Below are 25,102 nucleotides of genomic sequence, written 5' to 3' on the forward strand. Positions count from 1 at the left end.
GCGACGGGCGATAGCCCGGATAAGATCGTCGCAGCCATGCGAACCGACCTCGACCATCTGCCTCAAGCCAAACGGCGCGATCTCGAGCGTGTGCTACAGATCCTGTTTGCGGAATTCGAGGATGCGACAGCAATTGCGACCTCGGACTGGAAGAAGCAGGCCCGCATCCTCAAGGTGATCCTTTACGGCAGCTATGCGCGCGGTGGCTGGATCGACGAGCCACATACCGGCAAGGGTTATCGTTCGGATTTCGACCTTCTGATCATCGTCAATCACGAAAAACTTACCGACTGGATCGAGTTCTGGGTCGCCGCGGATGACCGTCTCAACCGCGAATTCGCGATCACCAAGACGCTACGCACGCCGGTGAATTTCATCGCTCACAATTGCAGGAGGTAAACGAGGGTCTGTCGCAAGGGCGATACTTCTTCATGGACGTCGTTCACGAAGGCATTGCGCTTTATCAGACCGGCGGAACCGAATTCCACGAACCGACGCCGATGACCCCGGTGCAGGCGCTGGCAATGGCGCGAGAATATTTCAACGAGTGGTTTCCCAGTGCGAGCGTGTTTCTAGAAACCGCGGGTGGGCTCATGGAAAAGGAGCGGACCAAAGAAGCAGCGTTCATCATGCATCAAGCGGCTGAACGATTTTACCACTGCCTGTTGCTGGTCTGCACCTTCTATACTCCACATGTACATAATCTTGGATTTCTGCGGACGCAGGCTGAGCGCATCGACGCGCGGTTGATCGACGCCTGGCCGGGGCAGAGCCGGGCTGGCCGTGCCCGCTTCGAGAAGCTGAAGGAGGCCTATGTGAAGGCTCGATATTCAAAGCATTTTCAGATCAACGATGAAGAGCTGGCTTGGCTCGGCGAGCGCGTCGAGGTGCTCCGGCAGGTCGTACAGCTGGTCTGCGATGACCGCATAGCGGCGCTGGAGCAGAGCGCCGCGAGCTGAGGTGGCAGGACGCCTGCTCGCCCCTATGCATCATGCAGTCAGCCGTTCCGCCACGCTCCAGGATTTGAACCCTTGCGCAAACGTCGGTCTCCCGGGTTTGTACCCGGTGCGGCGACCAGGTTCAGCCCCATGGCGAGGCTTCAATCGGCGGCCTTTGTTGGCCAAGCAGCTGGCATGGCTTCGACCATTTTTTCTGCCAGCTTATAAGCTGCGTCCTCGGCTGCCGAGTGACCTGGCTCCGCTGGCACCCAAAGCGCCAGCGACCGCATGACTGCCGCTGGCGTTTTGATCACCGCACCCGATCGATCACCGTGACTGGTATTTGAACGTCCGCTGGCCGCTTTGCCAACAGGAGCGCGAGTAGCCGCTGGTCAGCGCGGGCAACGCCCTCGCTGAGCGAGCCTTCAGGCTTGCCATCCAAGTGGATGAGCTCGCCGGGTACGAGCCTGAAGTGACCGCGGCGCTCCTCGCGGGGCAGGATAACCGCACGTTTGGAGCGGGCGCCGAGCCAGAATCGACAGCCGGTGTAGACGTGGCAAAGATGTTTACGCGGAGCGTAAAGATCGGTGCCGACCAGCCTGACTGCCGCCGGCGTGGTGGCATAGGCAAGGTGGACGACATCGGTCGCGGTCCTCATGGCAGAAACAATCATCTGGCGCTGCCCGTCGGGAGTAAGCAGATCACCGCCGGTGATCACCATGCCTGGCTTCATCCGGGTGCGGCCGAGCAGGAGCTCGGTTACGGCTTCGACATGGGCGCGCATCAGCCGGGTTTCGATGTTCATCGGTGCTGTTCCTTGATTTCCTTCCCCCATCGGGAAGCATCAATTCACTCTCATCTCCCTCACAATCTGATCGCCACAACGCCATCGGCGCCGAGCGCCCGGCCGCCCCCGGGCATGGTCGGGAGGGTACAATAGCCAAGTAGATGGGCGAGGCGGGGCTGACCGGAGCGGATCCAGTTTGCGAGTGCTGCCCAGCGCGCCATCGCTTCGTCGGGATCATAAATCCCGCCCCACACCTGCGTCGCAAGCCAGGTCGAGGCCACGTCCTGTTCCGCGTAGCGCCGCACCCGTTCGAAGTCGTGAGCCCGCGCAAGAGCTGCGACGCTGATCCCGTCGAGTTCCTGCTTGGCAGGGATGCCGAGACCAGCGCACAAATCGACCAGCCGCGGGCGGGTGGCGGCCCCATTGCCGGTCACCACATCGATCAGATCGCAATGATAACCGACCGCGCCTCGCTGACCCGCACGTGTCAGGCTCGGCACCCGTTCACCGCACGCTGCCGCGCGAGCGAGCAGGACCGGAATATCGTGAGCGCGTCCGTTATAGGTGACGAGTTGGTCCGCCTCGGCAAGCCGGGCCTCGACCTCGGCGACGATCCCGCGCTCGCCGCTGTTCACGCGGCTGAACGTCTCGAGCTCGAAGTGATGCTGCCTGTCTGCATCATACGAATGGGTGAGCAACGAGACGCACAGCAACTGGAGCAGCGGCCACGGCAGCAACCCGCTCGTTGGATCGACGCCCGCCAGGTCACATGCCTCGAGGTTTGGCATCGTCTCGATGTCGAGGGTGATGGTCACGGTCATGCCACGCTTCCAATGCGAAAGGAGGTCCGATGGCTTATCCAAAGATCACTGACGATCTTCTGGCCGCGAGCGCTACACAGACTGGCCTCGTAGCCGCCAAAGCCAATGCCATCGAGCCTGCGCGGCCCCATCATCATGAGATGGATGTGGACGGGGTTAGGCGATCCTGCCCGGCCGGGGACATGCAGGGCTGCAACGGTAGCGACATGGAACCGGTCGGTGAGCGCCTGCGCAAAGGAGAAGCCCTCACGCCAGACCAGGTGCAATCGTGCGACATCGGGGAAGTACAGCGTGCTATAGGCGAGCAGGGCAGGTCTGGCGTTCACAGCGACCCGGTCGACCTCGCCGGCAAGCAGGAATGGGTCGATGAAGCGGTCGTCAGCGTCCATCGGCAGTGTGACGCCGACACATTCGGCCGTGATGCCTATAGGGTCTTTGGTCAGGACGGGCTGAAGCTTGGCCGTGACGAACTCGAGCGCGGTGTTGATGCGCCCGGCATGTTCACGTTCCAGTACCCCGTACATGAACGCCTGAGGCTGGTGCGTGGGATCCGGGTTGATCAGCAACCAGCTGTGCGGGTTGGCAGTGACAGGAGCCATTGCAGATCCAGTCTTCGCCATATCAGCGACCTTCCGCACTGGCGATCGCCGCGGCGATGTCTTCCGCAGCCGCAGCACGAGCCGCATCATCGTGGACAATCGTCCGCGATGGATGGCGCCCGGTGAGGCGGGGACCATCCTCAGTCAATGATGCCCACAGCCGGCGGCTGGCACCGGTGAGATATAGTAGCTCTTCGAACCTGGCAGGCCGCATGGCCCATAGGATTTCGACCCCTCCCAGATGCCTGAGGGCGAGATCGACCGTGACGGCGCCGTCTTCCCGCAGACGTACGAACAGCACGTCGGCGTTGCGACGGCTGGCGATGTTGCTGATGGTGTCGCTGCCGAGCATCATCGGCGCGCGCGCGGCGAGCACCAGTAGGTTATGGTCGGGAAAGGCAATCCCGAACGGCAGGCCGGGATCTCGGACCGGAACGGGTGCCTCATCCTTGATGGGGTGGGTGAAGTAGCGCAGCAGCGCCATCAGCGTGGGATCGACAATCTGGGGCAGGGTAAGCAAGGCCGTGTTCCTGGCAGGTGGAACCCGGGACACATGTCCCGGATGATGCCTCTTCGACTTTTTCAATCGTCCTCGAGGCTTCGCCTCATTCTCTGCCTTATTAGCTCGTTCTTCTGACCCGCTGTGCGGGGGCCGCGCGCACCGCGGCGGCAGCATCGTGTCAGGTGACCGCTGACGCTTGTCAGCGAGATCCCAAGAGGATCTGTCCCGCTGTCGGCAGTTCCTCTACCGTCATGTCCGGGTCGGCATGGCTGAGCACTGCCGCGGCGATGTACCAGTTGACCAGTCGCCGCACCGGCCGATCACCGGATGCACATCGCGCCGCGAGCCGCTCCTGGAGCCTGGTGCGTTCAGCGAAAAAGCGAACGGACAGGAACATGCCGTTGCCCGATCGTACGCCGGCCATCGATGCTGCGCGCATCATGAGGATAGGAGCTACCTGGCCTTTTCCGAACAACGATCGCAGTCGCACCTCATAGTCACCGACCCAGAGCGGTGATAGGTCCTGAGGAAGGATCAACGCCTGATCGACAAGGCTGAAGGCGCGTTCGACCAGACCCTCGCCAAGTGCGCGCTCGCTGTAGCGATCGCTGACAAATGTCCGCGATTTGCCAATCCGTTCGGCGATGGCGCGGGTATTGACCGCTTCCCATCCGCCTTTGATCAACAGTTCAGCGGCCGCCGCGAGGCAGGCGGCACGCTGTTCAATCATGACCTCGTCGGCGAGCTTGCGCATCGCCAGCTTCCGCTTGCCGATATCGTCGGCCGCCGCTCGTGCGTCGCGCTCATGATTGACGAAACTCACGCGCGAGATCAGCGAGGCGGCGCTTCAACCGCCGTCGCGCTGTCGCCAGTTGGTTAGTGGTCAAGCCGAGGCGCTGTTGCAGGGCCTCGCCAAAGCATCCGTCGCCAAGCGCTTCCACCAAGGCAAGAAGCTCGGCATCATCGACCAGCGCGGCTGTCACGCGTGCAAGAAGACGCCGGTCATCAGCAGCGGCAATGACGAGGAGGGCAGGGGACAGGCGGTAGTCCGGGGTGAGATCAAGCAGTTCAGGTGGTAACACCACCGGGCGCAGACCGCCTTCCCGCGCCTCGATCTCGCTCGACGCTACGCTGCGCATCGTTCCTGCGATGGTGCGGGCGAATGGCCGGTCGCGGCGGCACCGACGCGTGCCGCGAAGAGTGCGGAGAAACGCATCCTGCTTCAGATCCGCTGCGGGCAAGCCTGAACGCTGGCTCAGATAATGCGCCGACAGCTGAATTCGGGCGTGATCGGTTGGGGTCAGCGCGACGATCTGCTCACGGATCTCATCCACCGTGAGATAATCGGGCTCCTCGGCACCAGCGATGGTGATGGGTGCCTCGAGCATCCGGACGTTCTCCACCTTGAAAGCGGGTGTGTTGGAAGATTCGGACATCCCGCGTCGGAATTGTTCATGACGACCGCTTATTAAGATGAGGTTCCTCGGCGTGGGCTGTTTGCCTGTCGCAGCGGTGATCATCACCGATGACAGCTGTTGCCGTTCACATCACTCTCTTGACGGGCGTGCCCGGCGCGCTGCTTCGTCCCTCGCCAACATCGCGTCACGTTCTTCATCGATGCCGCTGGGGGGCACCTGGTCAAAGCTTGGTTCCTTCGAGCCAGCTTTGTCTCGTGCCGCAGGCTGCCCGTCCGGCTTACGTGGATCATTCGAAGTGGCGCCACGCCGCAGCGCCGCCGCTTGAGCCAGCAAGCCTCCCGTTGGCAACCGCTTTGGCTGGGATGCCAAGTCTTGCCGCGGTTGGGCAGCGGGCGCTACTGAAGCGGAGCCAACGGGTTGCAGCTCGGCAGCCTCGAATATGGCAGGGAGCGGGGAAAGCTCCACCCGCGAGCGGACCTTGTCATCCGGCGCATGCCCTTGGACCGGCTGATGGGCGCCTGACCCGCCCCGCAACTTCTCAAGTGCCGCAAGCCGTGCCGTCACACTGCGGGAGCTTGCCTCCAGTCGGGCCAGCACGTTCTGGATGCGCACTCTGACGGCTGCACTCACGATCGCAGGCGCGAGGGTCTCCTTATCTGCCGCGAGTTCTGCTCCTATTTGCTGGAGTCGGGTGCGACGCTGCGCGCGTAACACGCTGAAGGAGGGCAGGGCATTCTCAGTGCCCAGGCGGGCTGCCGCAGCTTGTAGTGCCGTCAAGGTTAAGAGGCGAGCGTCAGCCAGGGCGGCGCTGGCACTGTCGGCTTTCTCATCCAGATCAGCATCTCTTGCGGCAAGCTCGTGTTGAAACCCATAGCGGACCGCCGCGAGCTGGTCGGCATCCTGAGCTTCGCGCATTCTGGCAAGAGCCGCCCACAAATAGTCGCGCCGGCGGAGCCGTTCGGCCTCTCGCTCTCGGATTATCCGATCGAACTCCTCCAGCATCTTGCCGCTGTGAGCCCGGGTCTGCTGCAAACGGGCAAGCGCATGACCGAGTTGCACCCGCATTTTGGCGCGCACGTCGAACATGCTGGCAACTCCGCGTTCGATACCATTGCGCATGGCACCTACTTGCATGTGCAGCGAATGGACGCGCTGCAGGCGATCCGCTTCATGGGCAAGGCGGCGCAGCAGCCAGGTGGCTTCCTGGCCGCGCTTCGGTGCTGGCGCATCCATGTTGCGGGCCTTGTTGCTCAAGGCCGTGTAGCGTTTGGTGATGCCTGCCGCCCGCAGCGTCTTATTGATGATCGCGACAATCTCCTGACGACGTGCCAGAATGCCCGCAGGCGTGTTGATGTCGCTCTTCTTGCCCGTGGCGAACGACCACTCATAGTCACCGGTCCGTGTCGCAGGGCGGAGCGATGAGATGATATGCACATGGTAATTGCGCTGATCGCCCGTTGGGTCAGGCAGATGAATGCCAGCCGAGTAGGGCAGGCCACGCGTATCTAGCTTCTTGCAGACGCGGCGCACGACCCTGCGCCGCTGTCTGGCAGTCAGTTCGGCAGGTAGCGCAAAGACCTCGCTGATGTAGACGTTGGCGTTAGCGCGGTCGTGGCGTTCGAGCGCTTCAAGGATGCGGAAGAAGGCGGCAAGCTCGTTGCGGTCCTCGGCGATGTTGGACCACCAGCCCGCTTCGCCGCCCTCGAGAGCATCTTCCCTGACGCCATATAGCGCGGCGCGTTCGGCCTCGCCTTCGCGCCAGCGCCGCCCCTTTGTCGAAGCAAAGCCGCGAGCGGTAAACGCGAAATGGATGGCATGAAGTCCGTCGGGACCGCGGGCGTTGGATGTTCCGACCGATCCCGCCGCCATGCCGAACAAGCGATTATACAGCCGCCGCGGTGTGGCCTTGCGTTGCGGACGCCTCGATTTTTCCATCTCCACATGAACCCGTCCGTTCATTCGACGCGCGAGCTCGCGATCCTCCTGAGCACGCCGACGGCGGTACCGCGACGCGGACTCTCGCTCCTCGGCGTCCAGTTCGCGGGCGCGGCGGGTCGCCCGATTGCGAGCACCGCGCGCGTCGGCCAGCGCCTGGGCAATCTCAGGCGATCCGCTCTTCAGCTCGGCAAAACCGCTCTTGATGACTGCTTCCCTTTACCTTTCTTCTGGCAGGAGAGGGGGGTGGGTAGCGCAGGTTTGTCGGCCCGCCCGGCCGAAAAACACTTTATCGCGCACCACCCCCCTCTTGCCTCTCACCTACCTAATTCTTGGTGGTGATCTGAACATCCCTGCTGCGGCTAAGGGTGTGGCGGGGTCGCGGCCTGATGGATGTCGGCCAGACTATGTTGCGTCCATGCTTGACGATGCCTCGCCTTCTCCTTCGCTGGACATGCTGCTGATGAGCCTTGCCGAACTGGAAGGCGCCATCATGTCCAAACAGACTTTCGAGCAGGAAAAGGTCAGCGAGTTGCGGCGGCAGGCAAAGGCAAGGCCGCACCGTCGTGGGCGCGGCCGTGGCGGTGAGATCGACACGCGCAAATACGAGATTGGCGGCGTGGTCGTGCTGCTTACTGGCGAGATAGACGCGACGACCTTTCTTGGCCTGCTCGCACAGAGCGACATGATGCTGCGGTGGATGGGCGAGGCTCGGTTGAAACACGGGCCTTGCTCGTTTGGCGAGCTGGTCGGCGGGATCCTCGGAGATCCGCGCAAAGCTGACTGGTGCCGCCGCTGGGGCGGCGTGATCCAATGGTGGCACCGCAAGGCGCTGTACGACGCCAGCGTCACGAGTTTCGAACGCTCCGGGCGCACAGGGATGCACGAGCGCTGGCGCCGTGACGCAGTCACCGACGATCAGGCGGAGCTGATCGCGACGCTGTGCACCGTTCTTGACGAGCCGATCCCCTCACTCGCGGACAGAGGCTCTGCTTACGAGTGGATCAAGCAACGCGGCGGTAATCCTGGCTACTGGATGCCGCCGCCCCATCCCGACACCTGGAGCGATGACGATGCCGGCGACGATGCCTGAAGATCTTGATGAGCTGTTGGCGTTGGTCGAACAGCAGCGCCGCCAATTCGAGGTTGCGGTAGCCGACACCGAGAAGGAGTTGGCGGCCGGTCGTACTGGCCATGGCGCCTACCTCAAGGCCCAGCTGATCCAAGCGGATTATTGCAAGCTGCTCGATCATGCGCAGGCGCGGGTCGTGGAGGCGTTGGCGCAGCTATGATGGTCGTGTGCAAGAGCGCCTTACCAGATGGTAAGGGGATCGAGGTAGCTGATCGCCTCCTTTCTTTGCGAGGTAAGTCATGGCCGCGCTGAAAAACCTTGTCCGCTACCTGCCAATTAATTTTGTTCGATTGAGCCGCGCGGTTCTAAAGGATCTGCGCAACCCCGATTTCGATATCGACCGATCGATCCAGGCACTCCGAGACCACATCTGGGGCGCCGATCTTCCGACCATCGAGAAGAGCGCCAAGCTGTTCGGCACTCAATCCTGGGATGATCTGCCGATGGCCGTATTGGGTGCACGTGCACTGCCGCTTCCGCTCGATCGGCTACCCGGTTCGTCGGATGAGCTGAAAGCCTTGTGCCGCTGGCTGCTCAGCCGTGGGGATAACGAGTATCTTGTCGATACGTTTCTGGAGGGCTGGGCAGGGACGGAGAGATCGACGGATCCGCTGGACGCCTTCGTGAAGGAGTTCTGGAATGTTCGCGAGGATGCGCCTGCATTCTTTGCAGCGACGCTAGCCGGCGACCATGGGACGGCGCTGCGGCTGATCGTCGACGGGCCGCCGCCCGCTATCGGCGATGCTCGAGCTATCGGTCTGCTTGCGCGCATGATCCTGATCTGGGCCGCCTTCGATTGCCAGGCTACGACGGCGCGAGCGCGGCGCTCGATGACGAAGCCTTTTGGGTGGTTCAGCAAGGTAGCGGGCTCGCGCCTCAGGGCTTCTGTGCCCATCGCGCTATTCCGGCCCGTCGCGAAGGTCCTGCGACGGGTGATCGGAGCGTACAGGTTCGAGGAGGACATGCCGGACCAACAATCCGAGGGTGAAGGTAAGTCAAAGCCAGCTTTCAGGGTGCGGCATGCCTCCGTTGTTGACATCCGAAGCGTGGCGGAACCGGAAAGTGAACGTATCGAGCGAGCGGGGGGAGAGTTCGCGCTGAACGCCGCAATGACTGATATCTCTGCCAGGCTTTCGAACCCGTCGAACCTGTTCCTTCAGCAGGTTCTTCAGGAGAAGACGGATCCCAGTGTCGGCAACCAACAGATCAGCCAAATCTGGTATAATGGCCTTACGCCTGTGCAGATCGTCGGGCTGGTCAGCATGCGGCTCGCGCAGCTCGAGCAACGGCTCGATCCGCTGCTGTTCGAAGCGGTCCTGGCGGCTCGAGCCGGGACGACGTTGCCGACGCTCACGGTGCCTAACTTCAATGGTGAGGATTTGGAGCCCAGCTGGAGGAAGCGGTCCCGCCTGATCGTTCATGCCTTGCGATTGGCCGTGTTGAAGGACCCAGACCTGAACTCGAAGAGCGACCTGCCCAAAGGTGAAGTAGGCTTTCCTACACATGATGGAAAGTTCATCAAGCCGGTTCTCGATTTTCTCCGGCGTGCCGGAAGCGATGGGAAAGCGATGGAAGCAGACGTCGATACTGAGTCGCTGGCAACGCTTCAAGATCTGGACTTAGCCGTCAACCAGCGCTTTGCGAGATAGATCAGCGGGCATAAGCTTCGAACAAGCTGAACAGCTAATCTTAGATCCAATACAGCCAGCAGCTTGCCTGATGCGTTTGGCGAACTGCGAACAGTGTAATCGCGACGAAAGCGCCCGGCTGATTGTCATGGCCGAGATCCCGACGTCAGCAGCCGCGGCATGGACTCGTGACCTCTACACGTCACCGTTGAGCAATTGCAGCTTAGCCGGATCCCGTGAATGCGTGTACGCGTGGGATATAGCAATTGTGGTGGAGAGCAGAATGGCCGCTTCGGAGCGTCAGGGTAATGTAAACGGCCCTTCGTTCATACGGCGAGTGGGACTACTCCTAGTGAGCTCTGCGCCATTGTGCAGACCCACGCTTGTTGTGTAACCGTCTTGACGGTCGATCCGCATTTGCGGGTTCCTACCATCTTCAGTTATCGGTAAGGGCAATGGTCTAGCGATTGCGGCCGCGATCGCACATCCGGCTGGCGGGCTCGATCCGCCAGCAATCTCTTGAGTTGTGCCTGGATGTTTGCGACGGTCCGATGCTGGCTAATCCCACCGCAGCGCTCGCGGGCAAGAAGGAGCCGGATGTCGTTCACGGTGCGGCAGGTGTCTGACCGAACAAGCTGGAAAGTGCGCTCGGTGACGCTGACGAGATTGGGATAGATCATGCCGCGACGTGCTGTAGCGGAGCTGCCAATGGCAAGCGGATCTACACGTGCTGAGGTTCCGCCTCAACCTGGATCAGCACACTTCCGCGCTCCATCGGCATTAAGTGAGGCGACGTTTGCGTTAGGTGACGGCAGTGCCTCTACTGCCGTTCATTTCAGATGCCAGTGAATTCCAGCCTAACGGATCTACAGAGCGTCTACTCGCCAGCGAATAAACGTTGGTGCCCCGCCCAACTGGGGAGAGAGACGGGACACCGAGGCGCTTCCACAGGGGGAGGTGCGCCTCCGCTTGCTCCCTAGCGATCCTAAAACTGCCTGTCACCGGCTCAAGAAAGGAATGCGACCAGCAGAGGAAACGCTCCGCTGGCCCTTTCACCAGCGGAGCGCCGAGGCAGCATCCAGCAGGTGCGCCTCTTTGGTGGCCATAGAGCCAACTGCTGAAACTGGCAGGAGACGCGCTCCACCGATCCGCGCGGGGCTAGCAAGGTGGAGCGTCAGGCCGGGTATGGGGGCGCCGGCCGTCGATCAGCTCGCCGCGGTTCTGGTCAACCAGCGGCCCGGCGCATGACGAAAAGCCGGTCAGGCCAAGAGCCGCGGGCGCGAAGATATGGATGGCTGTCGTAAGCTAAGGACCGGAAAAGGAGTGTCAGAGCGATCGGGCTTGGGCCTCGCCGCTGCGCAGCAGTGAATGTCCGTGGCAGCTAACACGAAGTAGAGGTCAGAGCGTTAGCTCGGCTCAGAATGCTACGAACAGACGGGTAGAAACGCGCGGGGATCGATCGCCTGTGTCGAACCGGTCGCTGCCGATCGGCAGAGCCAGTTCGACGGCACCGTTGAGATGTCCTTTGCCTAAGCGTAGGCCGCCGCCTGACGATACTAACCCGCCGCTGCCCGGGCCATCGGCCAAGTTGCTGACGGTACCGGCATCGATGAACGCATACGCCTGAGCCTGCGACAGGAACCGCCGCGTCACCGCGCGCAGATCGAGTCGAGCTTCGGCCGACCCGGCAATGCCCTCGTCGCCGGTGCGCTCGCTATAATCGTAGGCGCGGCCGAATACGGGACCGCCCAAGCTCATCTCGGCGGTAGCAAGGAGAGGCCGCGAGGCGATCTGCGCCGCGGTCGCGAGTTGGAGCGAGAGGGGGCCGGCGATGGCACGGGTCCAATCCGCCTGCAGGCTTTCCGTGACGAAGCGTGCATCGCCGTCGTCGCGCGACGCGCGCGGATCTCCGGCGCGCGTCGCGCTGAACACCGGCAGCCCGAACGACGTGGTCACCCCGCCGCGGAACGCGCCGCCGCCAAGCTGCGCCACGGTCCGCAAGGTTGCGCTGAGCACGGTCAGGCTGTCGTCGCGAAAGCGGACGCTGCGGATGTCCTGGCGGTTGCGCAGCGTGCTGAGGTCTACGTCAAACCAGACGCTTGCCTCCTTGCTGCGCTGCAAGGGGGCGCTGTAGCCGATTGCGCCGCCGAAGGTTTGGCCGGTAAGATCGAGGTAGGTGAGTTCGGCGCCGGCGCGCGTGGCGCCGAAGAAGGCTGACACCGACAGGCGTTCGCCCGACCGCCCGACGGGCACTCCATATTGGCCGCTGAAGAATTGGAATTCGCGCGGCTGAAAGGGCGTCTGTGATGCCACCAGGCTCAGCTCATCCCCGCTGGTAGCAAGGGACCGCACGCTGACGAGCTCGGTGGAGCGCCACGGGCCGATCTCGTCAGTGCCACGATTGTCGAGCTGAGCGTAGAGGGTGGTCTTGGCAAAGGTGATCGTCACCAGCAGGATCCCAAAGCCATTCTCCCGCGCATAGCGGGCGCTGGCGACGGTAACGCCGGGAAGATCGCCGACCAGCAGCAAGGTACGTTCGAGTTCGGCCTTGGTCACACCGGCGTGGGTGACGAGCTTGGCCAGCAGGCGATCGGCCGCGGGGCTGCTCACCCCCAACGACCGCACCGCATCTACCCGGCCATCGTCGAGCGAAACCACCAACCGGTTTCCGGTCAGCGCCTGCGGCTCGATTGTGGCGGAGGCGAACACCAGCCCCTGCGCCCGCGCCACCCCGGCGACCGCGCCAGCGAGGGCGGAGAGGTCGGCGGGCTGCAGCGCGCGGCCGCGGTAGGGGTGGGTCACGGAGTCGAACAGCGCGGCATGAAGCGCGCTACCGGTGACGACGATCGTCGTTACCGGGTCGGTCGTCGTCGCCTTGATCGGCGCCGGCGTTGCGGGAGCGGTCTGGACGACGGGGCTGGTGGAATCGGGGTGTTGGTTGGGGATTGGCAGGTTGCGGGTGACCAGCGCCGGATCGGCGCGATCGGACCGAACCTGAGCCTGTGCCGTCCCCGCCAAGGCGAGGCCGACAGCCGAACACGTCAACACTCGATACATCAATAGCCCTTTTGCCCTTTCATGCGGGCATTACCGGGCAACAAGTTTAAGATCGGTTGCGTCACGTGCGGTTCGTTCACCATTTCCGTCGATAATCTCGCAACTTGATCTCGTTACCGGATCACCCCTGCTCGGGAGGAGCAACGGGGGAACAGCATGCGTCGTCGTTTGATTGGGATCGTGGTGGCGCTGTGCTCTTCCTCGGCTATGGCACGCGTGCCGGCGTGGAAGATCAGCGAAGCGTCAGGCGCGGTCACGATCATGCGCGGGGGCTTTTCGCGGGTGGCGAGCCGTAACGGGATCGTTGCTCCCGGTGACACGATCCGCACCGGTCCAGGCGGTCGCGCGGTGCTGGTACGCGGCGGCGAGTTTGTGATGGTCGCGCCGGGATCGCAGGTGCGCCTGCCGATCGACGAGCAAAAAGGCGTTATCGCGCAGGTGGTGCAAGACGCGGGTGACGTCCTGTTCATGATCAAGAAGATGGCGACGCCGCACTTCCAGGTTCAGACGCCCTACCTCGCCGCGGTGGTGAAGGGTACCACATTCGGCGTCCACATCTCCCCCGCAGGCGCCACGGTCAACGTGCTGGAAGGTGCCGTCGATGTGGCAACGGTCGATGGCGACGCCCATGAGGTCATCCGCCCCGGCAGCTCTGTCACGGTCGGCGCCGAACGGTTGATGGCGCTGCGCGTGTCGGTGGCGGGCGTGGAACATGTCGTCCGCTCGAAGGCAGATGCCGGGGCTGTGCCCCCATCCGCCATCAAACCGACCGGACCGAGCAGCGCTCCCGGCGCTACGATTGCCACGACCGTGTCGGAGCAGCCGGTATCGCTGGCGATCATCACCGGCGGGCTGGTGAGTGACTATGCCGTGGCACCAGCGCCGGTGCCTGCCAGTTCTGCGGCCGGCCTCGCGGCCGCCGCAATCGGCACGATGATGAGCGGCACCGCGGATGGCGCAGTCGCACTCGCGCGCGAAGGTCAGGAGCAGGCGTCTGCCGCGGTACAGCTGGCCATGGTCAAGGCAGTTGCGGCGCAGGAAGCGGCCGATCTGGCGGCGACCAAGGCTGCTGTCGCCGAGCAGCAACTCGCCGCGCAGAAGGTGGCAGCCGATGAAGCGGCGCGGCAGGCAGCGACCCAGGCCATGACACAGGCGGCGGCTCAGGAAGCGGCGGCCGCAACCGCATCACAGGCGCAGGCGGCAGCCGATGCCGCTGCCCAACAGATTGCCCAGCGCGCTGCCGCCGAAGCCGCGGCGGCGCAGGCGGCGGCAGCGCAAGCTGCGGCAGACATGGCCGCGCAGCAGGCAAGTGCGCTAGCGGCCGCTGCGGCGCAGCGCGATGCTGATCAGGCCGCTGCCGCTGCGGTGGCATCGGCCGCTCAGGCGCAAGCCCAGGCCGCGGCGGCAGCCGCGCAACAGCAGGCTGCAGATCGCGCCGCCTCGGACGTGGCCGCCCAGCAAGCGGCGGCACGGCAGATCGCTGCGACCGAGGTACAAGCCGCTGCGGCGGCGGCAGCCCAAGCCGCAGCGGATCAGGCCGCGGCGCTTCAGGCTCAGGCCAAGTCGGCCGCAGATGCCGCCGCGGCGGCAATGGCCCAGGCTGGCGCTACTGCCGATGCCGGGGTGCAAGCAGCGGCGCAGGCCGCCGCGGAGCAGGCGGCGCAGCAACAGGCGGCGGCTCAGGCGGCTCAGCAGCAAGCGGTCGAACAGGCCAGAGCCGCCGCCGATGCCGGCGCTAGCCTTGCCGCGGCCCAGGCGGCCGCGCAGTCCGCTGCAGCCCAGGCTGCGCAACAGAAGGCGGCGGATGATGCGGCAGCCCAGGCTGCCAAGATCGCGCAAGACGCGGCAGCAGCAAAGGCGCAGCAAGCCGCTGCCGAGGCGGCGTCCCGGGCTGCCGCGCAAGCTGCTGCCGACAAAGCGAACAGCGATGCTGCAGCGGCCGCCAAGGCTTCGGCGGCGCAGACCGCTGCCCAGGCCGCGGCCGAGCAGGCGGCGCGTGATGCTGCCGCTCAAGCGCAAGCCACGGGGCTGGCCGCGCAGTTGCAGGCTATCAAGCAGGCCGCGGCTGATGCTGCAGCGGCTTTGGCGGCTAAGGAAGCGGCCGCTCAAAAGGCCGCCGCCGATGCGGCCGCCCAAGCTGCAGCTGCCTCTGCAAAAGCGGCTGCGGACGCAGCAGCAGCAGCTGCTGCTGCTGCCGACAATGCAGTCAACAAAGGCGGGCAGTCCCTGCCGGATCAAGCGTCCGACATTGCCAAGGCAGCGGTCGGCAAGGGCAAGGCCAAAGGGCCCTGATCCTGCCGGCGGCGGTACCTCGACGCCAGCGTGATAATGCCGGACCTCATGCACCAAGGCCTGGCCGGTGACGATATTTTAGTGGCGGGTCGTCAAGCAGCAGGCTCGACCGGAGTATCGTTTTGTCCTTTGCCGTTTCTCACCGCCGTGCATCCGCCCTGATCCTGGCAGTAGCGCTGCTGCTCGGCGCGCTTGCTTCCCTGAGCGGCATCGCCGAGCACCTCGATCGGATCCTGGATCCCTTGCGCGTGGCCGCATGGGTCAAGCCGCCGAGCGGACGCGTCGTGGTCGTCGACATGGATGCCGACAGCGTCGCCGCGATCAAGAGCTGGCCATGGCCGCGCGATCATTATGCCAGGGTCATTGATCGGCTAAGCGCGGCGGGTGCCGCCTCCATAACTTTCGACGTCGATTTTTCGTCCGCTTCCACCCCGGCCGGCGATCGGACCATGGCCGATGCGCTTGCCCGTACCACAACTCCGATTGCACTGCCGACCTTCGCGCAGCAGGCGCAGTCCGGCGACCGTCGGTCAATTGACGCGCTGCCTTTGCCATTGTTCCGCGATCATGCGGCGCTCGCTTCGGTCAGCATGCAACCGGACAGCGATGGAATTGTGCGACGAGCGCCGTTCGGCACCGTCACCCATGGCGTGCCGCGGCCGTCGGTGTCATCGTTTATGGCCCAACGATCCGGCAGCGCCGACGAATTTTTTCCTATCGATTTCGGCGTCGACCCAGGGCAACTGCGGCGGCTGAGCTTTGTTGCTGTGGAAGCTGGCCGCTTCGCGCCAGCTGCGGTCAACGGCAAGGACGTGGTGATCGGCGCGACCGCGATTGAGATGGGCGACCGTTATGCCGTGCCGCATTGGGGCGTGATCCCCGGTGTGATCATCCAGGCGCTCGCAGCGGAAACGCTTCTGAGCGCCGTCCCCGTCTACGGCAGCACCGTCGTTGTCTTGCTGGTGGCCGCGGCGCTCGCGATCGGCTTACTAGCGTCGCGCGTGAATTCAGTCGCCATCGCCATCGGCATCGCCTCCCCCGTGTTGCTGTTCGGCATGGCCATGGTCGCCCAGCTCGCGTTCCACCGCATCTACCCCGTGGCGGCCGGCCTGGTGATGCTCGCCGTCGTCAGCGTTGCCCGGATTGGACACAACCTCATCGTACGATTCGATCGCCAGCGCAGCATCGACGAGGAGACCGGGCTGGCCAATCGGCACGCCATGGTTCGTGATGCCGCGCAGCGGCCGGCGGCGCCAATCGCGGTGGTGCTGGTGAACAACTTCAACACGGTGGTGACTCTGCTGGGCACTCCGGCCGGGCACGATCTGATGCTGAGGCTCGCTGAACGCCTGGCGCGGGTTGGGACGGGCGCGGTGTACCGGCTCGACGACCGGCTGCTCGCCTTGGAATTAATCGCCGCGCCGGCTGATCTGCCGGCGGCGATCGCCCGGGTGCAACACCTGCTTGCCCGACCCGTCGAGATCTGTGGTCGTCCTATGGACGCTGCGGTCCATGTTGGAGTGTCGAGCGCCGCGGACGACATATCGGTGCGGCTCGCGGCTGCCACCCACGCTGCCGGGCAGGCGCTCGGACGGCGGACATTCTGGCAGCACAGCGACGTGGACGTGGAGGCGCTCGAGCTGCGTCTCGTGCTGATGGGCGAACTTGATCACGCGATTGGCAGCGGCCAGATCGAGGTTCACTACCAGCCGAAGCTAGCGCTGGCAGACAATCGGATCACTAGTGTCGAGGCGTTGGTCCGCTGGCACCACCCCGACCGTGGCATGGTACGCCCGGACCTCTTCATCCCGCTTGCCGAGGAAGCCGATCGGATCGGGCCATTGACGCTGTTCGTGCTCGGCCGGGTCATCGACGACCTCGCCGGCTGGCGGCGGGCCGGCATTGAGCTGTGCGCGGCGGTGAACCTTTCCGCCATGCTGATCGCCGAGCCGACCTTCCAGGCGGCGGTCAGCGAGATGCTGGACGGCAATCAGGTGCAGGCAGACAGGCTGATCTTCGAGGTTACCGAATCAGCCACCCTGGCCAACCCGGAGCAAGCGGCGCTGCACCTTCGCGGCTTCCGCGATCGCGGGGTCGCCATCTCGATGGACGATTACGGCACCGGCCAATCGACGCTGACCTATCTTCGCCAACTGCCATTGTCCGAGCTGAAGATCGATCGCAGTTTCGTGCAGCATGCCCATCTCAACCGCGCCGACGAGCTGATGGTGCGCTCGACGATCGATCTGGCTCATAACCTTGGGCTAAAGGTCGTTGCAGAGGGAATCGAGGAGGAAGGCTGTCTCAACCTGCTCCGAGAGGCAGGTTGCGACATGGCCCAGGGGTATCTGATCAGTCGGCCCTTGCCCTCAGCGGATTTGCAGCGCTTCCTGATAGAGGAAGCACAAGGTCCACCGCAGCGGCCCGACCACCGCGGCTCATCTTCAGAACCATGCTTGAGCAGCTGACTGTCAGCACGCCACACTAGCTATCATATGGCCCGGGCGGACGACGCTATTTGGAAAGCATGTTCTGCAGAGGGAAAAGATGGCAAACTTCCACGCCAACCCTCTTTAAACCCGCTGCGATCGAAACTGCCGGCGACAAACAACCTTCAAACCCTTACTACCGTCCCTATCCGAGCGCCTTCCAGATTTTAAATCGTACCAATGCGGGTTGATGGAGGTTAATATGCTCTGCTTTGGATCAGGGTTCCGATGGTATGTGTCACGTCCTTATTATCGAAGATGAACCTCTAATCGCGGAGATCATTCGAACTTACCTAGAGATGGAGGGAGCAAGCTCGTTCGACGTAGCCACAAGCCACGCGGCGGCCGTCAGCATGGCAGCGGCTCGGCCGCCGGTAGTCATCACCTCAGATGTGCGGTTAGCAGACGGACGAGGTCCAGATGCCGTTCAAGAGATCCGCAACGTGCATGGTAAGGTGCCAACTATTTTCATAACCGCCCTGCCGGACGAATGCGAGCCGTGCGATCATGCGATCGCGATCCTCCCCAAACCATTCACCTTCGACTCTCTTGCTGGAGCGTTCTCACGTGCCTGGGCTGTGTCTCCGAACGCGTGATCAAAAAGCTCATTTCGCAATTCGACTTGGACGGAAGGCAGCACATCGATCACGACGTCGCTGCCGCCTTAGTTATCCATCCCCGCTGATCGCTGCGGAAGCCATTTGGCGTTTCGATTCAGCGCGCGCATTGGCTGTTCAGCCAGCTCTCGCAAGCCAGCCCGCGTTAAGATCGTGTAATGCTGACGGTCACGGACGACGAGCTTTCGGTCTTGGAGTTCCCGCAACATCCGGTTTACATGGATGGATGTCAGTCCGACAACATCGGCAATCTGCTCCTGTGTCAGCATCATCTCAAACGATCCGTCATGGACTTTCCCAATCAGGTCGAGACGCTCGCTCAGTTCGAGGATAAAGGCTGCAAGACGTGACTGGGCCGATGTCCTACCAAGAGAGGCCAGTCGATCCATCAGAGCAACACGCTCACGTTGCACGCTCAGCAGAAAGTGCGCCGCAAGGCGGGGGTGCTGGCTGAGCATGTCGCCAAAGCGCTCATAGGGTATCTCGGACGCTACCACCGGCGTGATCGCGAAGAGCGTCTCTGCCGTATGAGTTAGGCTCATGCTCGGGGTCCCCATAGCGTCCCCCGGCAGGTGAACCTTCAGGATCTGCCGACTGCCGTTGGCATGGCCGATGGCAGAGCCTGCCCAGCCGTCCACAAGCCTGTAGTAGCTCTCTGAAGGGGCGCCCTCTCGGCTAATGACCGCACCGCGGGGGTAAACCTTCGCCTCCTTTCCAAGCGCATTGATCACGTCCAGTTCGGCTGGTGAAAGATCGCCAAATTCGGTGAGGCGATGAGTGGAGTAAAGAGCAGACATGCAGGCCCTAACGTAGGTTATGCTTCTGATTAGTGCCTGGAGAAAGGTAGCTCAATCGTCTTTGACAGCAGCGTCGGCATGGCGGGGATCGAAGGGTGAATGTGCACGCCTACAAACGGTGATGCGCAAGTCGCCAGAGCACACATTCGTGCTGCAGTTTGATCACTGCTCCTGACGTCATGGATTGAACTTCAGCCTTGTAACGTACGGCAAATTGGGGGCTCAGGGAGGTCCCGAACCTGAGGGGTGTCGTTGCAGCTGCGGGCCGGTAGCTGGATCATGTCGGCGTTGCCCGCACAAGCTACCTAGCCGCTTGAGCTGAGACAAACATTGATCGCATTCAGTCGATCAAGTCGAGCAGTCTCATGCTGGTCCCCGCTAGTAGGCAGCTACGCTTAGCGTCAACAATCAATGCAACACCTGTTCGGGTAGGTAAGTGATGCAGATTGTTAATTGTTGGGGGATATCAGGATAGTCTAGGTCTATTCGCAAGTCCGGATAACGATATGAAGCCGAATCTGTTCTTATTTGCATCCGCTTTAGTTCTTTCAGCATGTGGCGGCGGGTCATCGTCCGACAGCGTTCCGGTTGTGACGGCAACCCCGACGCCCACGCCAACGCCATCACCTGCTCCGACGCCGACTCCTACGCCAACGGCCAGGGCGATTACCTTCAACACGCCATCCGTGACAGCACTGATCGACGCAAGTGGTGCAGCCCAGGTTCTCGCCGCTGTGAGTAGTTCGGCAGCCAACACGTTATCGGTTACCGATCCTGACGCTCCCTTGGCTGCGTCGTTCGAGGATCTGGCCTTGAATGGCAATGAGGCGTTCTCAGTTGCTCGCGCCGACGGCACTTCTCCATACAGTGCGGAGTTCCCCAGCGTCGCCTCAACAGGCGCCACGACCGTCAATTTCTACGGTTCCGATGATGTTACGCCTCGTCCGGTGACCGTACTGAAGTGGCATACGAGCGCTACCGCAGGCTTGTCACAGGAACTCAACGTCATTCAGGCGCAGGCTACCGATAGGCCAACTCCAGTGCTCTCGCCCGCCAACCTACCCCTTCACGCTCGCCTGGTTGAGACAGTTGCTGCGGATCGCCGTGCCTTGCAACTGATTGGGACGCCAACGCCGGCTGGAGGACTGCCTGGACAGAACGGCGTGCAGTATAGCGGGGAAGCCTACGGGACGGTCTTCACAGCGGACAAGAAGCAGCTTCAATTCATCGGCCAAGCTACCATTTACGTTGATGGCGGTGACAGTGACTCCCAAATTCATGGCATCATCAACGTCAACGAATACACAGGTCAGAACAATACGGGCATTCCGGTCGAGATCGATGTCGTCGCCGACATTGTGAACGGTGTCATCAAGACGAGGTCGATCAGGGTCATAGGCGCGGGCGGGATGGTCAGCTTTGGGGAAATATCCGGCGCATTCTATGGCTCGTCGGCCAACGAGCTTGGCTTGGTGCTTTCTGCGAGTGGTGAGCCCGGTAACTTGATCGCGGGGCTCATCGTCAGGCGCCAATAATGTCATACAGCGCGCCGATGTCCGCAGCACGGTCGAGCAGGAAGCTCGCCAGCAAAATGGCCGGGATCACGATCGCCGGAGTGAACGCAAGCAGGTAAGGGCCTGCGACGGTAGGCTGGCCATGCATTCGTTCGCCGATCCGTCTGTTGAGCGGCATGAACATGATTGCTGCGACCACGCTCCACAGGATGGCTCCAGCGAACAGCGCCCAGCCAAACAATCCTGTCACTGCGATCAGGGCCGCGGCGAAGGCGCGCCGTTCAAGTGGCTGCGACCAGGCGAGGGATCACGCCGGCACCTTTTGCCCGACGCTGCCTGCCCGCAGCAGTGCCGACGCATCGCGCGCAATCTGCTCCTCCTCGTGAGGGCGAGCAGATCCTGATGTCGCGTTGTTTAGGCGCGCCTCAACGCGCAAGATTGACAAGAGGCGATCTTTGTCGGCCGGTATGGCCGCTGTTCGTTCGCACGGCCCCGCGCGGTGGCTTGCCAGCCACGAAGGCAGATACTGCCGCGACGTTCTGCCGGAGATGCCCGTCTGGGGAACTGAAAAGAGCTTGGTGGTTTGGCGACGGTGTGCTGCCGGACACAGGCCCGTCCAAGCCGGCGACCTTCTCTAGTCCGGCGATCTTCTCTCCTGGATCCGGCACCTCCTCAAGCTAGCGGATTCGTGCAAACCGGCCATGCTCCTGGCGATAGCGGGCAAATTGGAAACTGCCCTCTGAACAATTCGATCGCGTCAAATCCCTCAGCAGAAGCGGTAATGATGTTGATCGTTCAGCGTCTCGCATTCTAAAGTCGGTTCGATCGTCTTTCACCAGAGGCTGGATGAGATAACCCTGAACGAATGGCTGGAGCTGAGCGGCTGCCCGATTAGTACGACGACCCGCCGATTGTGACGATCACAGCCTCGCTCCCGTTCGGCCGTTCGGGTCACGTCGTCCGTCAATGCGCGCTGCGCCGCCTAGCAGGTTGTGGCCACAGAATTATCATCAAGACCATCGCGCCGGCGATAACCACGGACGCCACGGAGCGACTGAGGTCGAGCCCACCGTGATCGATGGGCTTGTCGAGGAAATCGCCGACCGTCGCGCCGAGCGGGCGGGTGAGGATGAAGGCCATCCAGAACAGGATCGTGCGGGACGTTGCCGTGGTCCGGTAAAGAGTCGCCAGGACCAGCAACGCCCCGCCGAACAAGGCAGCCGCGCCGAGATAGCCGAGCCCGCCGTCGTCCGCGAGCCAGTCGCCCAAAGCGGTACCGAGCGTTTGCGATAGCGTTATTGTGACCCAGTAGAACAGTTCTGACCGCGGCTCGTGCACCGTACCGACCGAGATCGTTCCCGTCGTGGCATGCCAGGAGGCGAGCGATGCGAGCACCAGTGCCAGCAGCAGCATTGATCCGCCGGCATAACCGATGCCGATCGAGCGGGTCGCGAAATCGGCAAGCGTCGTGCCGGCGGTTGTAGATGCGACGATCGTCGCCCAGTAGAGCGTCGGATTGAAGCGGCGCGTATGCACCTGCCAGGCGACTAGCAGCACCAGCAGCGATCCGAAGATGACCGAACCGACTAGATAGCCGAGCCCGAGCGTCATCGTCACCGCATCGCCCGCAGTCTCGCCCAGCGTCGTGGCCAGGATCTTGGTTGCCCAGAAGACCGCCGTGACCTGCGGCACCTTTGCGTAGCGGTGCACTTCGGTCCTCATCGCGGGCTCTCGCATCAGCATCGTCAGAAGCGCATGGCGAGGTTGACGCCCCCGCCGCCCGGAGAGCTCCACGGTGTCAGGCGGACGGTGTCATCGCGGCGCGAGGTGAGCAGCGCGCCGCTGAGCGTGCCAATCGCAGCACCGGCAAGCACATCGTGCACATAATGTTTTGACGCTTCTACCCGCGCCAACCCGACGAAGCTCGCGACGAGAAGCGCGGGGAGGCCGGCCTGCCAACCGTAGCGCTTCTCCAGGCTCGCGGCGGCAGCAAAGGATACTGAGGTGTGGCCAGAGGGGAAGCTACGATCGTCACTGCCGTCGGGTCGGCGTTCGTGGATCAGCTCTTTCAGGACAAAGGTGCCGCCCCCCGCAGCTGCTATGCTGCCACCCGCCTCCAGGTCGCCACGCCAGTCGCCCTGTACCGCAGGAATGCCGAGCGCTGCACCGACGAGCGCGTCGCGGGCGACGCCACTGGCGCGGTCCCAACTGCGTTCGCTCGCATGGGCCGAAACAGGGCATAGCAGCGCCATTGCGCCGAGGGGCAGAAAGGCACGCTTCATGACTGGAGCTCCGGTATTGGGGAACGCTTCTTTGCCGGGCAGCCAATGATCAATGCCGGGTAGCAGGGCAGCGGATCGCCGTGCGTGGAAGAAGCGAACAGCAGTCGCATCGTCGGATCAGGGTGGCCCTCTTCAATAGGGGTAACGCTTAGCTAATCGGCACTGAGGGCAATAATTGTTTATCGCCAACTTGTCGGTGGCGCGTCGGCGCGCGAAGGTCACGGCATGAAGGTGCTACTGCTCGAGGACGACGACGCGACGCGAGAATATGTCGAAGCAGTGTTGCGCGACGCTGGCCATACTGTTGACAGCTGTGCCTCTGGTGACGATGCGGTCGCGCTTGGCGCCCGCGGAGACCATGCGGTGCTGATCCTCGATCGGATGGTACCTGGGCTCGCAGGGCTACCGGCGCTGACCGCGCTACGCGCTGCGGGGGTGCGCACGCCGGCGCTGTTCCTAACGGCGATGAACGGCATCGAGGACAGGGTGGAAGGGCTCGAAGCTGGGGCTGACGATTATCTGGCCAAGCCGTTTGCCGCGAGCGAGCTGCTCGCGCGGATCAACGCGCTGGCCCGGCGCCCGCCGATCGCCGAAGTTGCGACGATCCTCAGCGTGGGCGATCTGGTCGTCGATCGCGTTTGCCGTACCGTCACCCGCGCCGGTCGGCGGATCGACCTGCAGGCGCAGGAGCTAAAGCTGCTCGAATATCTGATGCTTCATGCCGGCGAGGTGGTGACCCGGACAATGCTGCTCGAGAACGTCTGGTCATTTCATTTTGACCCGAAAACCAACGTGATCGAAAGCCACATGAGCCGGTTGCGCGGCAAGGTCGATCGCGGCTTTGGCCGGGAGCTGATCCAGACGGTTCGGGGTGCCGGCTACCGGATCGATGGGAGCTAAGGGGCTGGTACCGGAAGCGCTGCGCAGCGCGGCCTTCCGGTTCGCGCTGCTGCTTGCAGTGATTGTGGCGCTCGGCGCCGCGGCGCTGCTGCTCGCGGTCGAGCGGCAGGTAAGCCATTATGCCGCCGAAGCCAGCAATGGCATGCTCAAGGCGGAATCAACAGTGCTCGCCGGCGAGTATACCGAACTCGGCCTGTCCGGCCTGACCGACGCGATTGCGCGGCATCGCGGCGTCGACGAGGATCCCCCTTATCATTACCTGCTGCGTGACCGCGGGGGACGGCGTCTTGCCGGGGACCTGCCCGCAGCGGCGGCGCGGGTAGGGCCGGGTACGGTGACGATCGCGGAGCGCAGGGCAGGCCTACCGGCGCGCGAGCGGATGACCACGCTCGGGACCCGGCTTCCCGATGGCCTGTTGCTGGTCGTCGCCACTGACAGTTTCGACGTGCAGGATCTGAGGCATCGTCTTGGTCGGTTCACGCTGTGGAGCGGCATCGCCATCGCCTTGTTCGCGCTGCTGGGCGGCTATCTGGTAGGACGGGTGTTTCTGCGCCGTTTGCGCCGGGTCAACCACGCGATCGACCGGATCATCGATGGCGATCGCACCGAGCGCCTGCCGATGATCGGCTTTGGCCCGGAATTCGACGATCTCGCCCGCAACCTCAATCGGATGCTCGAGCGCAACGCCGCAGCGATGGACGCCCTGCGTCAGGTGTCGACGGACATCGCCCACGACCTGCGCACGCCGCTGACCCGGCTCCACCAGCGGCTTGAACAGATGCAGCGGAGCGCGACGGTGGCGCCGAGCGCGGTTGACGAGGCGCTCGTCCAGACCAACGGTCTGCTGGAAACGTTTCAGGCGCTGCTGCGGATCGGTACCGTGGAGGGCGGCGTCGGCCGGCAGCGGTTTGTACGCGTCGACCTGTCCGAGCTGATGGCGCGGATCCACCAAGCCTATCACCCGGTGGTCGAGGATGCCGGTCAGACCCTGATTGCCGACCACGTTCTCGGCATCGCGGTGCTGGGCGACGCAGAACTGCTTGCGCAGCTGTTCACCAATCTGATCGAGAATGCGATCACGCATACCCCCCGGGGCACGCGGATCACTACGCGGCTACGGATGGTCGATGGAGCGCCAGTTGCGGAGGTCGCCGATGATGGATCGGGCATTCCCGCGGCCGAGCGCGACAAGGTGTTCCGCCGTTTCTACCGTCGCGACGCCAGCCGCGGCACGGAGGGCGCCGGCCTCGGCCTAGCGTTGGTGGCGGCAGTGGCATCGCTGCACGACGCGGCTTGCACTATCCCGGAAACATCCATCGGCCTGAGCGTCCGCATCACCTTTCCGACGTTTGTCGCGCCGGCCGCGGCGACAAGCGGCCGGTAGCGCCGTCAGC

At 63.2% G+C, this 25,102-nt stretch carries 22 protein-coding genes and 1 pseudogene; 10 read left to right on the forward strand and 13 right to left on the reverse strand.

Annotation, left to right across the window (positions count from 1 at the left end; all coding sequences use genetic code 11):
• Window positions 1-36: 36 nt before the first annotated feature.
• Window positions 37-959, forward strand: a pseudogene (locus tag AC07M8_RS17865) (HEPN domain-containing protein).
• Between the two features lie 289 nt (window positions 960-1,248).
• Here the strand turns inward: AC07M8_RS17865 and AC07M8_RS17870 are convergent.
• The 7 genes from AC07M8_RS17870 to AC07M8_RS17900 all read right to left on the reverse strand — a co-directional run bounded on the left by AC07M8_RS17870 (window position 1,249) and on the right by AC07M8_RS17900 (window position 7,024).
• Window positions 1,249-1,743, reverse strand: a complete 495-nt coding sequence (locus AC07M8_RS17870) for a hypothetical protein (protein ID WP_495175582.1) — start codon at window positions 1,741-1,743, stop codon at window positions 1,249-1,251.
• A gap of 59 nt (window positions 1,744-1,802) precedes the next feature.
• Window positions 1,803-2,546: a ribonuclease H-like domain-containing protein gene (locus AC07M8_RS17875; RefSeq protein ID WP_495175583.1), complete on the reverse strand. Its 744-nt coding sequence runs from the start codon at window positions 2,544-2,546 to the stop codon at window positions 1,803-1,805.
• Complete coding sequence (locus AC07M8_RS17880; RefSeq protein WP_495175584.1) at window positions 2,543-3,166, reverse strand: hypothetical protein; 624 nt, start codon at window positions 3,164-3,166, stop codon at window positions 2,543-2,545. The genes AC07M8_RS17875 and AC07M8_RS17880 overlap by 4 nt, the downstream gene beginning before the upstream one ends.
• 1 nt (window position 3,167) lies before the next feature.
• Complete coding sequence (locus AC07M8_RS17885; protein ID WP_495175585.1) at window positions 3,168-3,665, reverse strand: hypothetical protein; 498 nt, start codon at window positions 3,663-3,665, stop codon at window positions 3,168-3,170.
• Window positions 3,666-3,846: 181 nt separating this feature from the next.
• A complete protein-coding gene (locus tag AC07M8_RS17890) occupies window positions 3,847-4,470 on the reverse strand; it encodes a TetR family transcriptional regulator (protein ID WP_495175586.1) in 624 nt (207 codons plus the stop codon).
• Window positions 4,451-5,167 (reverse strand): hypothetical protein, encoded by a 717-nt coding sequence (locus tag AC07M8_RS17895; RefSeq protein WP_495175587.1) that lies wholly within the window; start codon window positions 5,165-5,167, stop codon window positions 4,451-4,453. Before AC07M8_RS17895 ends, AC07M8_RS17890 begins: the two co-directional genes overlap by 20 nt.
• 27 nt (window positions 5,168-5,194) lie before the next feature.
• On the reverse strand, window positions 5,195-7,024 hold the full coding sequence (locus AC07M8_RS17900) for a MobA/MobL family protein (RefSeq protein WP_495175588.1): 1,830 nt from the start codon (window positions 7,022-7,024) through the stop codon (window positions 5,195-5,197).
• A gap of 394 nt (window positions 7,025-7,418) precedes the next feature.
• Between AC07M8_RS17900 and AC07M8_RS17905 the strand changes: the two genes are divergently transcribed.
• From AC07M8_RS17905 to AC07M8_RS17915, 3 genes are all read left to right on the forward strand, one after another.
• Window positions 7,419-8,093, forward strand: coding sequence for a hypothetical protein (locus AC07M8_RS17905; protein WP_495175589.1), 675 nt, complete (start codon window positions 7,419-7,421; stop codon window positions 8,091-8,093).
• Window positions 8,074-8,292 carry a hypothetical protein gene (locus tag AC07M8_RS17910; protein ID WP_495175590.1) on the forward strand — a complete coding sequence of 73 codons (219 nt, stop codon included), beginning with the start codon at window positions 8,074-8,076 and terminating at the stop codon, window positions 8,290-8,292. The genes AC07M8_RS17905 and AC07M8_RS17910 overlap by 20 nt, the downstream gene beginning before the upstream one ends.
• 79 nt (window positions 8,293-8,371) lie before the next feature.
• Window positions 8,372-9,781, forward strand: coding sequence for a hypothetical protein (locus tag AC07M8_RS17915; protein ID WP_495175591.1), 1,410 nt, complete (start codon window positions 8,372-8,374; stop codon window positions 9,779-9,781).
• 419 nt (window positions 9,782-10,200) lie between these two features.
• Here AC07M8_RS17915 and AC07M8_RS17920 read toward each other — a convergent pair whose 3' ends face one another.
• Window positions 10,201-10,440, reverse strand: a complete 240-nt coding sequence (locus AC07M8_RS17920) for a hypothetical protein (protein WP_495175592.1) — start codon at window positions 10,438-10,440, stop codon at window positions 10,201-10,203.
• Window positions 10,441-11,176: 736 nt separating this feature from the next.
• Window positions 11,177-12,805, reverse strand: coding sequence for a ShlB/FhaC/HecB family hemolysin secretion/activation protein (locus AC07M8_RS17925; RefSeq protein WP_495175593.1), 1,629 nt, complete (start codon window positions 12,803-12,805; stop codon window positions 11,177-11,179).
• 219 nt (window positions 12,806-13,024) lie between these two features.
• Between AC07M8_RS17925 and AC07M8_RS17930 the strand changes: the two genes are divergently transcribed.
• The 3 genes from AC07M8_RS17930 (at window position 13,025) to AC07M8_RS17940 (ending at window position 18,194) form a co-directional block, all read left to right on the forward strand.
• Entirely contained in the window at window positions 13,025-15,109 is a 2,085-nt protein-coding gene (locus AC07M8_RS17930) for a FecR domain-containing protein (RefSeq protein ID WP_495175594.1), read from the forward strand.
• Window positions 15,110-15,231: 122 nt separating this feature from the next.
• Entirely contained in the window at window positions 15,232-17,577 is a 2,346-nt protein-coding gene (locus AC07M8_RS17935; protein ID WP_495175595.1) for a putative bifunctional diguanylate cyclase/phosphodiesterase, read from the forward strand.
• 254 nt (window positions 17,578-17,831) lie between these two features.
• Entirely contained in the window at window positions 17,832-18,194 is a 363-nt protein-coding gene (locus AC07M8_RS17940; protein ID WP_495175608.1) for a response regulator, read from the forward strand.
• 68 nt (window positions 18,195-18,262) lie between these two features.
• On the opposite strand, the gene AC07M8_RS17945 is transcribed toward AC07M8_RS17940, so the two are convergent.
• Window positions 18,263-19,012, reverse strand: coding sequence for a Crp/Fnr family transcriptional regulator (locus AC07M8_RS17945; protein WP_495175596.1), 750 nt, complete (start codon window positions 19,010-19,012; stop codon window positions 18,263-18,265).
• Window positions 19,013-19,518: 506 nt separating this feature from the next.
• On the opposite strand from AC07M8_RS17945, the gene AC07M8_RS17950 reads away from it, so the two are divergent.
• A complete protein-coding gene (locus tag AC07M8_RS17950; RefSeq protein WP_495175597.1) occupies window positions 19,519-20,547 on the forward strand; it encodes a hypothetical protein in 1,029 nt (342 codons plus the stop codon).
• On the opposite strand, the gene AC07M8_RS17955 is transcribed toward AC07M8_RS17950, so the two are convergent.
• The 3 genes from AC07M8_RS17955 to AC07M8_RS17965 form a co-directional block, all read right to left on the reverse strand.
• Window positions 20,534-20,710 carry a hypothetical protein gene (locus AC07M8_RS17955; RefSeq protein WP_495175598.1) on the reverse strand — a complete coding sequence of 59 codons (177 nt, stop codon included), beginning with the start codon at window positions 20,708-20,710 and terminating at the stop codon, window positions 20,534-20,536. The genes AC07M8_RS17950 and AC07M8_RS17955 overlap by 14 nt on opposite strands.
• 779 nt (window positions 20,711-21,489) lie before the next feature.
• Complete coding sequence (locus AC07M8_RS17960) at window positions 21,490-22,248, reverse strand: COG4705 family protein (protein ID WP_495175609.1); 759 nt, start codon at window positions 22,246-22,248, stop codon at window positions 21,490-21,492.
• Window positions 22,249-22,271: 23 nt separating this feature from the next.
• Window positions 22,272-22,808, reverse strand: coding sequence for a phosphatase PAP2 family protein (locus tag AC07M8_RS17965; protein WP_495175599.1), 537 nt, complete (start codon window positions 22,806-22,808; stop codon window positions 22,272-22,274).
• 225 nt (window positions 22,809-23,033) lie between these two features.
• Between AC07M8_RS17965 and AC07M8_RS17970 the strand changes: the two genes are divergently transcribed.
• Both AC07M8_RS17970 and AC07M8_RS17975 read left to right on the forward strand, forming a co-directional pair.
• Window positions 23,034-23,708, forward strand: coding sequence for a winged helix-turn-helix domain-containing protein (locus tag AC07M8_RS17970; RefSeq protein ID WP_495175600.1), 675 nt, complete (start codon window positions 23,034-23,036; stop codon window positions 23,706-23,708).
• On the forward strand, window positions 23,680-25,092 hold the full coding sequence (locus AC07M8_RS17975) for a sensor histidine kinase (protein ID WP_495175601.1): 1,413 nt from the start codon (window positions 23,680-23,682) through the stop codon (window positions 25,090-25,092). The genes AC07M8_RS17970 and AC07M8_RS17975 overlap by 29 nt, the downstream gene beginning before the upstream one ends.
• Window positions 25,093-25,102 lie beyond the last annotated feature (10 nt).

The sequence above is a fragment of the Sphingomonas sp. GW821-FHT09E03 genome (assembly GCF_059416225.1).

Coding starts and splice junctions, on each gene's coding strand:
- AC07M8_RS17870 (WP_495175582.1), bottom strand. CDS start 1,743: ATGAACATCGAAACCCGGCTGATGCGCGCCCATGTCGAAGCCGTAACC.
- AC07M8_RS17875 (WP_495175583.1), bottom strand. CDS start 2,546: ATGACCGTGACCATCACCCTCGACATCGAGACGATGCCAAACCTCGAG.
- AC07M8_RS17880 (WP_495175584.1), bottom strand. CDS start 3,166: ATGGCGAAGACTGGATCTGCAATGGCTCCTGTCACTGCCAACCCGCAC.
- AC07M8_RS17895 (WP_495175587.1), bottom strand. CDS start 5,167: ATGATCACCGCTGCGACAGGCAAACAGCCCACGCCGAGGAACCTCATC.
- AC07M8_RS17900 (WP_495175588.1), bottom strand. CDS start 7,024: ATGAACGGACGGGTTCATGTGGAGATGGAAAAATCGAGGCGTCCGCAA.
- AC07M8_RS17905 (WP_495175589.1), top strand. CDS start 7,419: ATGCTTGACGATGCCTCGCCTTCTCCTTCGCTGGACATGCTGCTGATG.
- AC07M8_RS17910 (WP_495175590.1), top strand. CDS start 8,074: ATGCCGGCGACGATGCCTGAAGATCTTGATGAGCTGTTGGCGTTGGTC.
- AC07M8_RS17915 (WP_495175591.1), top strand. CDS start 8,372: ATGGCCGCGCTGAAAAACCTTGTCCGCTACCTGCCAATTAATTTTGTT.
- AC07M8_RS17920 (WP_495175592.1), bottom strand. CDS start 10,440: ATGATCTATCCCAATCTCGTCAGCGTCACCGAGCGCACTTTCCAGCTT.
- AC07M8_RS17930 (WP_495175594.1), top strand. CDS start 13,025: ATGGCACGCGTGCCGGCGTGGAAGATCAGCGAAGCGTCAGGCGCGGTC.
- AC07M8_RS17940 (WP_495175608.1), top strand. CDS start 17,832: ATGTGTCACGTCCTTATTATCGAAGATGAACCTCTAATCGCGGAGATC.
- AC07M8_RS17945 (WP_495175596.1), bottom strand. CDS start 19,012: ATGTCTGCTCTTTACTCCACTCATCGCCTCACCGAATTTGGCGATCTT.
- AC07M8_RS17950 (WP_495175597.1), top strand. CDS start 19,519: ATGAAGCCGAATCTGTTCTTATTTGCATCCGCTTTAGTTCTTTCAGCA.
- AC07M8_RS17955 (WP_495175598.1), bottom strand. CDS start 20,710: ATGTTCATGCCGCTCAACAGACGGATCGGCGAACGAATGCATGGCCAG.
- AC07M8_RS17960 (WP_495175609.1), bottom strand. CDS start 22,248: ATGAGGACCGAAGTGCACCGCTACGCAAAGGTGCCGCAGGTCACGGCG.
- AC07M8_RS17965 (WP_495175599.1), bottom strand. CDS start 22,808: ATGAAGCGTGCCTTTCTGCCCCTCGGCGCAATGGCGCTGCTATGCCCT.
- AC07M8_RS17970 (WP_495175600.1), top strand. CDS start 23,034: ATGAAGGTGCTACTGCTCGAGGACGACGACGCGACGCGAGAATATGTC.